Source organism: Polaribacter sp. Hel_I_88 (assembly GCF_000687935.1).
GTDB lineage: Bacteria > Bacteroidota > Bacteroidia > Flavobacteriales > Flavobacteriaceae > Polaribacter.
Window position 1 is genome coordinate 1,915,047 of record NZ_JHZZ01000001.1, and the last position, 14,866, is coordinate 1,929,912.

At 29.6% G+C, this 14,866-nt stretch carries 10 protein-coding genes; 1 reads left to right on the forward strand and 9 read right to left on the reverse strand.

Translation table 11 applies throughout. The annotated features are described in order from the left end of the window. Position 1: 1 nt before the first annotated feature. The 8 genes from P161_RS19080 to P161_RS0108620 all read right to left on the reverse strand — a co-directional run bounded on the left by P161_RS19080 (position 2) and on the right by P161_RS0108620 (position 11,351). The gene (locus tag P161_RS19080; RefSeq protein WP_026776603.1) at positions 2–907 is read right to left on the reverse strand and encodes an NAD(P)-dependent oxidoreductase; all 906 of its coding nucleotides are present in this window, start codon (positions 905–907) and stop codon (positions 2–4) included. Beyond that, a complete protein-coding gene (rfbG, locus tag P161_RS0108590) occupies positions 895–2,001 on the reverse strand; it encodes a CDP-glucose 4,6-dehydratase (protein ID WP_036841355.1) in 1,107 nt (368 codons plus the stop codon). Before rfbG ends, P161_RS19080 begins: the two co-directional genes overlap by 13 nt. Next, the gene (rfbF, locus tag P161_RS0108595) at positions 1,995–2,765 is read right to left on the reverse strand and encodes a glucose-1-phosphate cytidylyltransferase (RefSeq protein ID WP_026776605.1); all 771 of its coding nucleotides are present in this window, start codon (positions 2,763–2,765) and stop codon (positions 1,995–1,997) included. The genes rfbG and rfbF overlap by 7 nt, the downstream gene beginning before the upstream one ends. A gap of 19 nt (positions 2,766–2,784) precedes the next feature. Continuing rightward, positions 2,785–4,398 (reverse strand): glycosyltransferase family 2 protein, encoded by a 1,614-nt coding sequence (locus tag P161_RS18280; protein WP_051605702.1) that lies wholly within the window; start codon positions 4,396–4,398, stop codon positions 2,785–2,787. Beyond that, on the reverse strand, positions 4,398–5,921 hold the full coding sequence (locus tag P161_RS0108605) for a tetratricopeptide repeat protein (RefSeq protein WP_155810448.1): 1,524 nt from the start codon (positions 5,919–5,921) through the stop codon (positions 4,398–4,400). Before P161_RS0108605 ends, P161_RS18280 begins: the two co-directional genes overlap by 1 nt. 206 nt (positions 5,922–6,127) lie before the next feature. Continuing rightward, positions 6,128–8,074 (reverse strand): leucine-rich repeat protein, encoded by a 1,947-nt coding sequence (locus P161_RS19085; protein ID WP_051605703.1) that lies wholly within the window; start codon positions 8,072–8,074, stop codon positions 6,128–6,130. Between the two features lie 198 nt (positions 8,075–8,272). After that, positions 8,273–10,582, reverse strand: coding sequence for a transglycosylase domain-containing protein (locus P161_RS18290; protein WP_036841357.1), 2,310 nt, complete (start codon positions 10,580–10,582; stop codon positions 8,273–8,275). Between the two features lie 343 nt (positions 10,583–10,925). Next, positions 10,926–11,351, reverse strand: a complete 426-nt coding sequence (locus P161_RS0108620) for a cation transporter (protein WP_026776607.1) — start codon at positions 11,349–11,351, stop codon at positions 10,926–10,928. Between the two features lie 95 nt (positions 11,352–11,446). Between P161_RS0108620 and P161_RS0108625 the strand changes: the two genes are divergently transcribed. Then, entirely contained in the window at positions 11,447–12,319 is an 873-nt protein-coding gene (locus tag P161_RS0108625; RefSeq protein WP_026776608.1) for a DMT family transporter, read from the forward strand. A 482-nt stretch (positions 12,320–12,801) separates the two neighbouring features. On the opposite strand, the gene P161_RS0108630 is transcribed toward P161_RS0108625, so the two are convergent. Further along, positions 12,802–14,847: a pitrilysin family protein gene (locus P161_RS0108630; protein WP_026776609.1), complete on the reverse strand. Its 2,046-nt coding sequence runs from the start codon at positions 14,845–14,847 to the stop codon at positions 12,802–12,804. Positions 14,848–14,866 lie beyond the last annotated feature (19 nt).

The window sequence follows — 14,866 nt, forward strand, 5'->3', positions numbered from 1 at the left end:
ATTATGATTTGTTTATAACGATTTCTATGCCTTTTTCTATACTAATAGCAGGTATAAAACCAATATTGTTTTTAATTTTTGAATTGTCTCCTATCATTTCCCAAACCTCATTATCTCTATAAGGAATTGCTCCTAACATAATTTTAGCTTTGGTTTTCATAGTATTATTTACAGCGGCTGCTAAAGTACTTAATTTTGTGCCTTTACCACTACAAACATTCATAGTTTCTCCATAAGAATTTGTGTTTTGTGCCGATAAAATTAATGCACTAACAACATCACTAACATATAAAAAATCTCTGACTTGTTCTCCTTTTGTCATTAAAAAATCTTTTCCATCCTTTAGTGAATTAATCATCTGAGGAATAAAAAATTCTTCAGGCATATGTTCTCCATAAAAATTAAAGACTCTTAAGGTTGTAAACTTTTTCTGGTGATTAGTGCAGTATGTTTGAATTAACATTTCTGCATTAATTTTTGTTAAAGAGTAAGGTGATACTGGCTTAGGAATTTGGTTTTCATGAAATGGAGATTCATTATTTCCATAGATTTCACTCGAAGATGTAAATATAAAATGTGCATCTATACCTTCTAAAGATTTTAAAATATTTAAAGTTCCTTGCACATTTACAGCAGCCATATTTTCATAGATATCAAAATCTCTATTTCTGCTGATATTGGCTGCTAAATGATAAACAATATCTGGTTTTATTTTTTGGATGATATTCTTAGTTTCATCAAAATTAGTAATATCAACGATAAATTGAGAATCTGATGCTTCACAATTTCTAGAAATTATAAAAACATCAGCTTCTTGTTCTTTTAAGGCTTTTACTAAAAAACTTCCTAAATAACCATTTCCGCCAACAACAATTATTTTTTTATCTTTTAAATTTATAGCGCCCATAGAATATTTGCTGCCTTTGCATCTGTTATATATTCCTCTAAATCAGTATGAGATAAAATTTTATTGTTTTCGTAATATTCTTTATACCAAGAAATAGTTTTATCAATAGTTTTATCAATTCCCCAAACAGCTTTCCATTTTAATTTTTTGTTGGCTTTTGAGCAATCTAACATCAATAAATTTGCTTCATGATGTTCGTCAGTATTTTTACTGATTTCGATTTGTATATTTTTCCAATATTCGTGAGATAATTTTACAATATCTCCTACTTGTAAGTTGCTATTATTGTCGGGTCCAAAATTCCATCCTTCAGCTGCAGAAACATCTTTTTTCAACAATTTCCAACCCAATGTTAAATAACCACTTAAGGGTTCTAAAACATGTTGCCAAGGTCTTGTAGCCAAAGGATTTCTAACTAAAACAGCTTCGTTATTAGCAGTTGCTTTTATAATATCTGGTATTAATCTGTCTACAGCCCAATCACCACCACCAATTACATTTCCTGCACGTCCACTAGCTAGTAAAACTTCGTGTTTATGACCAAAATCTTTAGGATTAAAATAAGAGTTTCTGTAAGAAGATGTTAGTAATTCTGAACATCCTTTAGAAGCACTATAAGGATCATAACCACCCATAGGTTCGTTTTCTCTATAACCCCATTCCCATTCCTTATTTTCGTAACATTTATCTGTAGTTACGTTAATAATGGCTTTTACAGAAGGTGTTTTTCTACAGGCTTCAAAAATGTTTAAAGTACCCATAACATTTGTAGAAAATGTTTCTACAGGATCATCATACGATTTTCTTACTAAAGCTTGTGCAGCTAAATGAAATACAATATCTGGTTGTACTTCTTGAAAATATTTCTCTAAAACATTCGCATCTCTGATATCTGCTATTTTTTGCTCTATGCCAAGATTTAATAAACTTAAATGATTTATTTCATCTTCGTTTTTTAATGAAAACCCATAAACTTTTGCGCCCATTTTTTCTAGCCAAAGAGCTAACCAAGGACCTTTAAAACCTGTATGGCCTGTTAAAAGAACTTTTTTATCTTTATAAACTCCTTCAAATAGGGATTCGAAATTTACCATGTTTTCCAAGGTGCTTTATTATCAGCCCATTTAGACTCTAATTCGTTTTTATCTCTCAACGTATCCATAGGTTTCCAAAAACCTGTGTGTTTATAGGCAGCTAATAGCTTGTCGTTTGCAATATTTTCTAAAGGACTTCTTTCAAATATTGTGGTATCATTTTCAAGATAATCAAAAACAATAGGATCACAAACAAAGAAACCACCATTAATCCAAGCTCCATCTCCTTTTGGTTTTTCCATAAAGCTGTTAATCACATTGCTTTCAACATTAATATCAACAGCACCAAATCTACCTTCTGGCTGCACGCAAGTCATAGTTACTTTTTGAGAATGACTTTTATGAAATTTTACAAGCTCTCCAATATTTACGTTACTTACACCATCTCCATAGGTTAGCATAAATGGTTCGTCTAAATATTTGGCAGCTCTTTTAATTCTTCCACCAGTCATGGTATGTAAACCAGTATCTAAAACTGTTACTTTCCAATCTTCTGTTTTAGAATCTAAAGTTGTCATTGTATTATTTGTCATATCAAACTCAACATCAGATTGATGTAAGTAATAATTTGCAAAATATTCTTTGATAACATAAGATTTATAACCTCCTAAAATTACAAAATCATTAAAACCATAACTAGAATAATGTTTCATGATGTGCCAAATAATTGGTTTGTCACCAATTTTTACCATAGGTTTTGGAATTGAGGCTGTTTCCTCACTTAATCTAGTACCAAACCCACCTGCTAAAATTACTACTTTCATGTTTTTTGATATTTGTTAGTTAGTTGTTTTTTATTTTGATTTTTTTATCTGCTGATACAATTACTTTACTCCAAGCATTTTCTGCTTTTATATATAAAGATTTAAAAGCAGCTCCAATACCTCCTAAAAATTGCACAAAAGCAATCATAGCAAAACCTATCATTGCCCATGTTTTTTGGGCTGTAAGAATTAATTCGCTTTCGGGAATGTAATATCTTCTTTCTATATATATGCCAACCAACATCAATAAAAATATAATACAATATAATATTAATGGTTTTACAAAAGGATTCAAAAATCCTTTTACGGCTATTTTGGCAGTGGGAATATAAGGAATTTTTTTATTAATTAGTGTTAAGTAAAACGCGTATGTAAAAACAGGCCAGCAAGAATATTTTAAAACCATACCTCTCCAATGGATTCCTCTTTCTGTTTTTTGATCACACAAAAACCTTTGAGCATAACCATAAATTAGAATAGAAATTAATAAAATAGGAGTTCCAAGTACAATAAATTCTGTAAAATCCATACTTGCAGGACTTATTTTTGTTGTAAAAAATAATAAGGGAACAAAAATAAAGAAAGCTGTTATAGGACCAAATAAATAATAACTACCAATTGATAAATAAGATAATTTTTGCCAAAAAGTAAGGTGTTTTAAAGTTGACGGAATTTCATCAAACAATAATTCAAAAACACCTCTTGCCCATTTAAGTTGTTGTTTACAAAATGATGTAAAATCTTCTGGCACCAAACCACGACTTACAATTACAGGGTTGTAAACAGATTGCCAACCTTTTGCATGAATTCTTAAAGATGTTTGTAAATCTTCAGCTAAACCTTGAGCATGGCCTCCAATACTTTCTAGGGCTTTTCTTCTAAAAGTACAATTTGCACCAATGGCAACTGCACTTCCATACCCATTTAAACCCATTTGAGTTGGTCCATAAAAGGTGTATGTTTGTTCTGCTGCGCCTTTTGCTGTAAATGAGCGATACATGTTATAGTATCCTTGGCTTACTTGTACAAACCCAACTTTTTCATCTTGAAAAAATCCTAAAGTTTGATCTAAAAAATTAGGCAAAACAATATGATCTGGGTCTAATATTAGAATAAATTCTTCTTTTGTTCTTTTTAGTGTTTCGTTTATTTTACCTGCTTTTGCTCCAGGTAAATTTGCTAAATTTAACCAAACAACATCATGTTCTTCTGCTAATTCTTTAAAAGCGATGTCTTCTGTACTATCTAATAAATAAGTTGTGTGTGGATAATTTAAGTTTTTTAGTGCCTTAAATGTGTTTTCGAACATCGATAAAGGTTCTCCAGGAGCAGACGTTGTAAAAACAGCGACACTTAAATTTTTTTCTGGAACTGGTACTTCTTTAGGTTTTTGAATTCGTAAATAATTTATCCAAATTAATGCAACTCTTATAATTCCATATAAGAAAAAGAGACTTAATATTACAAAAAGAAAAAGATTGGAAATGTGTTCGCCCCTAAACCACCATTCAATTAAATTAAACATACTTAAAAGCCCAGCAAATGTTAGGCCTAAAAATATAGCCTTATCAAAGCCAGTAACTCTTTTAGCTTCTTTAAATTTAAATAAATCGTTTCGTAGTTTTGAATTCATTAAAATCTATAATTCAATCCTAAATTAATATTATTTCTGTCATAAAAAAATGTTTCTTGAAAAGTATACATAACATTCATTCCAAATTTGTTAGAAATAGCGTAGTTAATAGAACCTTCAATTTCTGTATAAGAAAAAGTTTCATCATAAAAACCACCTATTTCAAAATTATTTGGGGTTACTTCACTAGAAAATGGATTTCTTACAGAAGCTTGTAATCCATAATTTAATTTTGCCTTAAGCGTTAAATTTTTTGTTGGCTTAAAATTTGTTATAAAAAGTGCCGAATGTATTTCTTGTTCTTTTGGCGTAAAATAAGGGTCGTAAACTCCTACACCATTATTATCATAAACAAATAAAACATTTTTAGAATCTGAAAAATTATATCCATAACCAGCTTGAAAACTAAACTTGTAAAGTTTAATGGGTTGTGATACAATGTAGGCACCAAATAATTTTATATTGTTATCATCTTCATAAAACTGTTGATTATAAGCTGCATGAATAGCTACATATTTATGGTTATAATCAAACTCTCCAAAAACATTTTGGTTTGTTAAATTGAATGTAGTACTTGCAATTGTGCTTAACAAACTGTTTTTAGAATATCCAAAATTTAAAGATGCTTCTTGGCTTAATTGCTGTATAAATCGAAAGCCACCTACCCAATCAGTTTCGCCAGAAAAGTTTTTATAAACACCACCAGTTAGGTTTATTTTTAGGCCTACATCATAAAAATGAAACTTATTGTTTACTTTCACAATCAAGGCTTGTTCTGTTTGTGGAGAAAAATTATAGTTAGAAACTTCTAACTTAGGATTTAAAAATTTAGAGATATATTTCTCTAAAGATACATGTTGTGCAAAGTATTCTAAAGGCTGTGAATCTGTTTGATATTCAAAATTAGCATTTAAATAAAATGCAGTTAGTTCTCTTATTTGACTTGATAAGTTGTCTGTAAGAGTTGTTTCTGGATAAATTTCTTTGATTTTAGCTACTTTTTCTTTCGCCATTTTTACATCACCATTCCAAAAACTAATATTTGCTAGCATTAATAAAAACTCTACGTCTTTTGAGTCTTCTGTTATGTATTTTGATAAAATAGCTTCAACTTCGTTTAGTTTTCCGATTTCATATAAAAATCTGGCATAATCTTTTTCTAAATTTTCATTATTAGGTGATAAAGAAATTGCTTTTTTAAATTTAGCTTCAGCATTTATTTTATCATTATTTAAAGATAAAACATGTGCATACAACCAATTTATATTTAAACTTTCGGAAAAACGATTGTAATTTTTAGATAAAATTAAGAGTGCTTTATCAAATTCTTTTGATGCAACAAATGCTTTAGTTGCTTTAAATAATTCATCTTCAGTAATTTCTGTAGAGGTATCGTAGTTTGTTGTAGTCGTTTTAATCGGTTGATTTTGAGAAAGAGCAACGATGTAAAAAAACATAAAAAGGCATAAACTGCTATTTTTAAGTGATTTAAAAACAGCACCTAGCTTTAATAAGTTCATCATTATTGATATTTTTATATTTTGAAGGGGGAATGAACTATATATTAGATACAAATATATATATTTTTTCAAAATAACTCTTTAATTTCTTAAAGAGTTTTGTTTTATTTAAAATTGATGAAAATATGATGTTTCATGCTACTTTACAGCAAAAAAAAACAGTCTAATTTTAGTTAGACTGTTTTGTTTCAATAAAAAATGGTTGAATTTTAAAGTGCAGTTATTGAACTAAAACCTTTCCATATATCAGCATTTTTGTAAGTGTCTACAGAACCAGAAGGTACTTTTAAATTGATGCCACTTGTTGCAACAAATTCAAAAACATTTGCATTTATAGTAATTGGAGTTGGCACGTTAATATTCATGTTTTTTAAACCATTGCAGTTATAAAAAGCTTGTTCACCAATACTTGTAATGGTATTTGGAATATTTACAGTTGCTAAGCTAGTACACTGAAAAAATGCTTGTTTTGATATACTTGTAATCGTGTTTGGTACATCAAAAGTAGTTAAGCTAAAGCAATTACCAAACGCAGTTTCTCCTATTGTGGTTAAAGTACTTGGAAAGTTAACTGTTGTTAAACTACTGCAGTTATAGAATGCAATATTAGGTAAAGAAGTTACACCTTCAGGAATCGTTAATTCACTAAGACTATTACAGCCAGCAAAAGCTCCATTTTTTATACTTGTTACACTACTTGGAATATTAATTTCAGTTAAACTACTACAATTAAAAAATGTAGTTGCTTCTATGGTTGTTAAATTAGTTGGTAAATCAAAGTTTTGCAATTGAGGACAATTACCAAATGCACTATTTCCAATACTTGTAATGCTGTTAGGTAAAACAATTTCTTCTAAAGTGCTACATGCATAAAAAATACTACTTCCAATGCTTGTTACGCCATTTGGAATGTTAACTTCTTTAAGTGATGAGCATTCATAAAAAAGATTATTTGGTAAACTTGTAATATTGTCTGGTATTACAGCTTTTGTTAAGTTAATACAAGCACCAAAAGCAGATTCTCCAATAGTAGATACAGTTGCTGGTATATTAATTTCTTTTAATACACTACATTCATAAAATGCTGATGAACCTATTGTAGTAATGTTGTTAGGTATCGTAAAGTTTTCTAAACTGTTACAGGCATAAAATGTTTCGTTAGGTATTGTTGTAAACGTATCAGGAAAAGTAATGTTTGTTAAACTAGCACATAAACCAAAAACAGAGGTACCCATATTTGCATTTACAACACTACTAGGAATTGTAACGTTATTTAAACTACTACAATCATAAAAAACACTATTTCCGATACTTGTAATGTTGCTTGGAATTGTAATGTTTGCTAAACTTCTATTACTCGCAAAAAGACCATCTGATAAATGAGTAGTTCCTGCTGGAATATTAATTGTAGATAAACTGATACATCTCCCAAAAGCATCATGTCCAATTTCTGTAACAGAATCTGCAATGCTTACACTTGTAATTGCTTGAGAGTCGTAAAAAGCTAAATTTCCAATAGTTTTTATATTGTTTGGTATTGTAACACTTGTAATGTTGTAGGTATATGCAAAACCTTCGTCTACAATACTTGTAACGTTATAAGTTATGTCAAATTGATCAATAGTTGCTGGTATTTCTAAAACACCTGAAGGACCATCATTTGTATTTTTTTCAACAGATACTTCGTTACTATTTGCGTTTGTTATTGTGTATTTTAATGTCCCATCATTAAAAACAGTACCTACAGCTGGTCCTGAAGGTGGAATAACATTAACACTTACACTAGCAGAGGATGTATCTCCATTACTATCTGTAATTGTATAATCAAAAGTATCTGCGCCATTAAAATTAGTCTCAGGATTGTAATCTATAGTGTCATCTGTTGGGTCATTTGGTGTTCCTGCATTATTTACAGCAATTGTAGCTCCATTTATTGTTGTTGAAGATGGTATAGAAATTGGGCCTGAATTAGGGCCATCATTACCAAAACTATCATTTGCTAAAACATTAATGTTAACTGCTGTATTTTCGTTTGTTGAAGAAGAATCATCAACAGCAGTTGGGGTGTCGTTCATTGGTTCCTCATCTGTTTTTGGACTTGTACATCCTGAAAAAACTAAAGAGAAAACTATAAATGCATAAAGTATTTTTTTCATTTCTTTTGTTTGAAGTTTCAATCACAAATATATTTAATTATTGCTCAAAAAGAGCTTTTATTTCAATATTCGAAGACTAAATATATTTTTCTGTATTAGGATGTGATGTTTTGCAGTTTCTTTTTTTGAAAAATAGTGATTCATCCAAAGGAATATAAGTCGATAAAAATTAGATAAAAAAACTTTAAGAATAGTTTTTTATGGGTTCTCTTGTATTGAGTCTATCAAGATTTTAGAACTTTCAAAAATAGAATCTTTTATTTTTCGTTGATTTATAAAAGTGCTATCAGTTTTTATATATTCCATAGCCTCAGCTGCATTAATTTCTAAAAACGGAGGACAATCAAAATAGGGTTTTTCATACTCAAAATTGGTAAGCATTGTTTTATTCCAAAGACTTAAATCCTTGAATATTGCTGCTACCATTGGCAATGCTGTATTTGCTCCAGAGCCCATATTTGTACTTTTAAATTGTACTCTTTTATCAAAAGTACCAACCCAAGAACCTACCACAATTTCTGGAGAACAGGCAATAAACCAACCATCTCCATTATTTTGAGTTGTGCCTGTTTTACCAATTAAATTAAAAGGAATTGCATAATTTTGAATACGAGAAGCTGTACCATCAGTTAAAGCTGTTCCCATCATTTGTTGTAGTTTTTTTATATTTTTTTCACTTGCAACTCGATTTGTATAAGTTGGTTTTGCTTGGTATAAAACAACTCCATTTTCATCTTCAATACGCTCAATAGCATAAGGTTTTATGCGTTTGCCTCCATTTGAAATACTTGCATAAGCTGTAACCATATCAAAAAGTGAAATGCTTCCAGTTCCTAAAACAATTGATGGTACTTTAGGCAATGTTGCTGTAACACCCATTTTTTCTGCTAATTTTTGTACAGGTTCTATTCCCACTTCCATTTGAAGTCGAACCGAAACTGTGTTTATGGAGTTCGCTAATGCACCATGCATACTATAACTTCCACCATAATTCCCGCTCGAATTTTTTGGTTGCCAGTTTTCGTAATTTTTATAGGTTATTAAACTATTATTATAAAAATCACACGGATTTTTCCCTTTTTCAAGTGCGGCCAAATAGGTTATAGGTTTAAAAGTAGAACCTACTTGTTTTTTTTCTAAAATATTATCTTTTTGACTCATTCCATAGTCGATACCTGCAACATAGCCTAAAATTCTTCCAGTTTGGCTATTAATTGTAAGTAAGCCTGTGTGTAACCTGTTAATAGCTGTAGCAATAGAATCTTTTAAAGATTGTAGTTTTTGTTCATTTCCTAAATTGAGTGTATAGTGTTTTCGTGGTTTTTTTTCTGATGAAAGCTGTTCAATTTCAACATCACTTTTGCCTTGAGATTTCCATTTTTTTACATCATTTGTTTGATTGAGTAATTTTCTAAGCAACTCTTCTTTACCTCCTTCTGTACTTAAAGCTTCCCAATGTAAATCCATCAATTTTTGAAGATTTACCATTTGTCTTAACATCGCTTTTTCACTCGATTTCTGTACAGAACTATTTAATGTGGAATATATTTTTAAACCATCCGTTTCTAAATTGTAAATATGCCCATCTTCTGCAGGGTTTTCTTTTGCCCAAGCATTAAATTCGGAATTTATATATTCTTTAAAATAAGAATTTAAAGATGATAGTTTTTTAGGTTCTTGATAATTTAACTTTAAGGGTTTTTGTGCTTTTTGTTGCTCATTAATAGATAGATAGTTGTATTTAACCATTTGTTGTAGCACTACATTTCTTCTGGTTGTTGCACGTTCAGGATGCTTCCTAGGATTGTAAAATGTTGGCGCTTTTAGTAAACCCACGAGTGTTGCACATTCACCAATCGATAATTTTGCTGGAGGTTTATTAAAAAAACGAAAAGCAGCCTTTTCTATTCCATAAATATTTTCTCCGAAAGTTACTGTGTTTAAATACAGTAGTAAAATTTCATCTTTTGTGTAAATTTTCTCTAATTTTCTTGCGATAAAAATTTCTTTTATTTTGTTGATAGGAGTAGAGAGTAAAAAATGGCTCTTTCTACCAAAGGTATTTTTGGCTACTTGTTGTGTAAGTGTGCTTCCACCACCAGCATTTTGTCTTAATATTACCGATTTTATAAAAACACGTCCATAACTCTTATAATCAATGCCATTATGTTCGTAAAACCTACTATCTTCTGTTGCAATTAAAGCATCTTTTAATGCTTTTGGTATTTCTGTACTGTCTATGTTAGACCTGTTCTGAAGATAATAAAATCCAATTTGTTCTTTATTGCTTGCGTAAAGTGTAGATGTAAGTGGTGTTTTTAATTGTAATAAGAAATCTTTTGTAGGTAATTTGCCAAAAACACCTACGTAAGTAAAAAGTACTAATAAAATTGCAAAAGAACAAACGGAAGCAATTAAATAAAATAAACTTTTGAAAGGATGCTTTTTTATAAAGGAAATAATTCTTTTTAGTTTGGTTTTTAATACTTCGAAAACATTAACTTTCATAAAAAGGATTCTAAATTTTAAATAATTTCTTTGCTGATTTTAAAGGAAGCTTTTACTAATTGTTTTATGATTTGTAAAGTATATTTTTAGTTAGTACTAAACTATTAAAAAAAAGAGCACAAAAATCATAGTTGTAAAACTAAATATTAAACTTTTTTAATCACTCAATCATTTTAATTAAAGTAAAGTTTTTTTTTCTTTTTAAATCTAACCTTAAAAATAAAGTATTCATCAATCTTTTATTGATGTATTTACACTTGACTATATTTTGATGATAGTTTCCAAAAACATAAAAGCAGGCTCGAGAGCCTGCTTTTATGTTTTTGGAAATATTTAAAAAGCTTTAAGCTTTCTTATCCTTGCAACAAGCCATTGTGCAATCTACTTTGCAAGCCATTTTTTCTGCTTTCATTTCGCACTTTTCTTTACATTCGTCAGAGCAAACATGTGCTTTATTAGAACTTTCTGAAGCTTTATATAATTCGCCACCAGCAATTCCAGTTATAAAAGCCATTAATTCTTTTTTTGATGTTTTATTAGCATCAAATTCTATGTTTGCAATACTATCTGTAAATACAACTTTGGCATCTAAAACACCTTCTTTTTTGGATAATTTAGATTGAATTGTTTTTGCACAACCAATTTCGCAAGTCATTCCAGAAATAGCTAAAGACACATTTTCCTTTTTTACTTCCTTTACTTCTTCTTTACAACCCGTTAAAATGAAACATGCAATTGCAACCGAGTATATTATTTTTTGAAATTTCATTAGAATATTTTTATAGAATTATTATGCAAATTTATTAATAAAATAACTCGTATTTAAATAATTAGTAGACTTTTGCATAAAATTTAACCTGTATTATGAATCTTCAACAGAAAAAATGGTTGTATTTAATAATGCTTTCTTTAGTTTGGGGAAGTTCTTTCATTTTAATGAAAAAAGCATTGATAGGTTTAACACCTATACAAGTGGGTGCTTTACGAATGTTAATCGCTGCTGTTTTTTTATTGTTGATAGGTTTTAAGAGCTTAAAACAAATTCAAAAAAGGCATTATAAATTTATATTTTTAACCTCTTTTTTAAGTACTTTTTTTCCTGTTTTTCTATTTGCTTATGCAATTAACGGAATTGATAGTTCTATTGCTTCTATTTTGAATTCTTTAACTCCCTTTAATACGCTAATTTTTGGGGCTTTAATTTTTGGTTATACATTTAAAAGACAACAACTTTTTGGAATTTTTATAGGCTTAATTGGAACGGTTTTATTGATTTTAAATGGCGCAAACTTAAATCCAGATCAAAATTATTGGTTTGCTATTTTAGTAGTTTTTGCTTCTTTTGGGTATGCTTTAAACGTAAATATTGTAAAGAAATATTTGCATGACATTAGTGCTTTAAGTATTGTAACTGGTAATTTTTTAGTGTTGATACTGCCAGCGTTTCTTGTGCTTTTATCAACTGACTTTTTTAGCACTTTCGAGTCAACAGAAACCACATTAACAGCTTTGGGTTATATTACAATTTTAGCTGTTTTAGGCACAGGAATCGCTAAGATATTTTATAATAAAATGGTGCATTTAGCATCGCCTGTTTTTGCATCTTCTGTAACCTATTTAATACCAATTGTGGCCGTTTTTTGGGGATATTTAGATGGAGAAGAATTAAGTTTTGTTCAGCTATTTGCAGGTTTAATTATTTTATTAGGTGTTTATTTAGTGAATAAAAAGAAGTAGGTTTTTATCTTGAAATATTTTAGATTGAAAGGAAACAAGAAACAAGGCATTAAAAAAAAGATTATAGAGGAGAGAGAGAAAAGATTTAATTATTTTTAAAACTCTCTTATTTATATCCTTTTAACTTTTTCATCTGTGAGAAACGTATCAAATTTTTGCCACGAATTCACGAATTAAAACACAATAAATCTTATCTAATATATCTACACGAATTTTAAAATCCTCTGGATTTTCATACCAATAAAATAAAACATATTTGGCAATAATTGAAATTCGTGAATTTGTGGTCTTTATTTTTATTATAAATTTAATGCGAAGTAATTAATGCAAAATTGTATAATTAATAATTCAAAATTAAAAAGAATTGTTGAGGGCTTTTATGCATGAAAATTCGTGAAATCCGTGTCTGAAAACATCAACATAAAAAAAAGAGCCAAAACCTAAGTCTTGACTCTTTTATCAATTTGTAATTTTAAAAGATCTTATTTAAAATCGGCATCAGTAACACCTTCATTTATTTTAATTTCTTTTACTTCGAAATTTAAATCCATAGGGCCAGATTTCATAGTAACAGCATGAGGAAACATAATACCATTCACAGCTTTATAATCGCTAAAAGTTGTTGGTACTTGCACATCTCCATTAGGAGTTTTTACAGTTTTAACTTCTTTCGATTTTAAACCTGTTTTTACATCGTAGAAGATTTGAGTATCACCAGAAATAATTACATAATAATTCTCACCATCAATTGGTTCAATTCTATCTAATTTTCCGTTTTTATAAGCCATATCAGCAAAAGGAGCCATCGTTGATTTTGCTTCTTCAATTTCTTCTGGTTTCATATCCATTTTTTGACCTCTTGCTTCTTGATAGCCTGTTGTTCCATCAAAAACCATTTTTTGCATCGCATTTCCCATTACAGAAATAACCATAGAAGTTTTATTTGGTGCAGCAGATTTGCTTGTCATTACTAATGGCGTTCCTTGAATAGTTGCATTAGAAACCATCATAACAGACTCTACAGCCATCACTTTGTCTTTACCACCAATTGCTTCAACATATTTGTCTACAACATTAGCAGCAGTCATTCCTGCAGGAATTGGCAATGTCATTGCTGGTTTTTCTGTAGGGTTTCCTTCTTTATCAAAATAGTTAATTATATAATCTGTTTTTTCAAGATTTTTAAGAACATCAATTCCTTTTCCTGTAATTACAATTCTTGCTTGGTCTCCTTTAAAATATTTTATTGCAGCATTCTGAACATCATCTAAAGTAACTGCTTTTATATTTTTAATATAGTTTTCGTAAAAATCGTTAGGTAAATTGTAACGCTCAATATTTAGTGCAAAGTTTGCTACAGTGGTTGGTTTTTGTACATCCATTACAAAACCACCAATATACTCTTCTTTAGAGTTTGCTAATTCTTCTGCAGATACTTTTTTATATCTAATTTTATTGATTTCTTTCTGCAACTCAACTACAGAGCTATCTGTAACCATGTTTCTAACACTAGCAGTTGCTCTAAAAGTACCAGCATATTTACTTTGTCTTAAGCTAGCATAAGAACCATATGTATAGCCTTTATCTTCTCTTAAGTTCATAAATAAACGAGCAGTTCCACCACCACCAAGAATATTACTAGCCATTAAAGCTGCATAATAATCATCATCGCCTAAAGTTAAATCTACATTATTAATAATTGCAATTTCAGATTGTACTGCATTATCCATATTAATAAAATCGATTTCTGTGGTAGCAACATTTTTTGTTGGCGGAATTGTGTATGCAGGTATCACGCCTTTTTGCCAATCAGCAAATAAAGATGTCACTAATTTTTTTGCTTCTTTTGGGTTGATATCTCCTTCAATAACTAAATAAGCATTGTTAGGTCTGTAATAAGTATTGTAATTATTTACAACATCTTTTAATTGAATATTGCCAACACTTTCTTTTGATGTAAATTCTCCATAAGGATGATTTCTGCCATAAGTCAACACATTTTCTACTCTTCTTGCAGCAGAAGTTACATTTTTTTCATTAGACTTTAAACCATCTAAAGTTATGTTCACTTCTTTGTCAAATTCTTCTTGAGTAAATTTAGAGTTTTTAACACCATCTGCCATTAATCCTAAGATTTCAGGAAAATATTTTGTTAAAGAGGATGCAAAAGCTCCTGAGCTAAAAAAGCTAACATTGGCTCCGTAAAAATCTACTTTTTCGTTAAATTCATCTTTGGTAATGTTTTCAGTTCCTCTACCCAATAAACTTCCCATCATTCCAGAAACTCCTGCAATTTCGCCTTCAAAATAAGGTTTATTGTCGATTGTTAAGTTTGCAGAAATTCTTGGTAGCTTATGGTTTTCTACCATAATTACTTTTAAACCATTATCTAAAGTAAACTTTACTGGTTTCCCTAATTTTACAACAGGATCTGGTCCTGGTTCTGGCATTGTACTTCTATCTATTTGTGCATTAATAGCCAATGTGCTTAAAAACAGTGCTACTAATCCTAATATTTTTGTTTTCATAATTTATATCTTAATTTAT

Coding starts and splice junctions, on each gene's coding strand:
- P161_RS19080 (WP_026776603.1), bottom strand. CDS start 907: ATGGGCGCTATAAATTTAAAAGATAAAAAAATAATTGTTGTTGGCGGA.
- rfbG (WP_036841355.1), bottom strand. CDS start 2,001: ATGGTAAATTTCGAATCCCTATTTGAAGGAGTTTATAAAGATAAAAAA.
- rfbF (WP_026776605.1), bottom strand. CDS start 2,765: ATGAAAGTAGTAATTTTAGCAGGTGGGTTTGGTACTAGATTAAGTGAG.
- P161_RS18280 (WP_051605702.1), bottom strand. CDS start 4,398: ATGAATTCAAAACTACGAAACGATTTATTTAAATTTAAAGAAGCTAAA.
- P161_RS0108605 (WP_155810448.1), bottom strand. CDS start 5,921: ATGATGAACTTATTAAAGCTAGGTGCTGTTTTTAAATCACTTAAAAAT.
- P161_RS19085 (WP_051605703.1), bottom strand. CDS start 8,074: ATGAAAAAAATACTTTATGCATTTATAGTTTTCTCTTTAGTTTTTTCA.
- P161_RS18290 (WP_036841357.1), bottom strand. CDS start 10,582: ATGAAAGTTAATGTTTTCGAAGTATTAAAAACCAAACTAAAAAGAATT.
- P161_RS0108620 (WP_026776607.1), bottom strand. CDS start 11,351: ATGAAATTTCAAAAAATAATATACTCGGTTGCAATTGCATGTTTCATT.
- P161_RS0108625 (WP_026776608.1), top strand. CDS start 11,447: ATGAATCTTCAACAGAAAAAATGGTTGTATTTAATAATGCTTTCTTTA.
- P161_RS0108630 (WP_026776609.1), bottom strand. CDS start 14,847: ATGAAAACAAAAATATTAGGATTAGTAGCACTGTTTTTAAGCACATTG.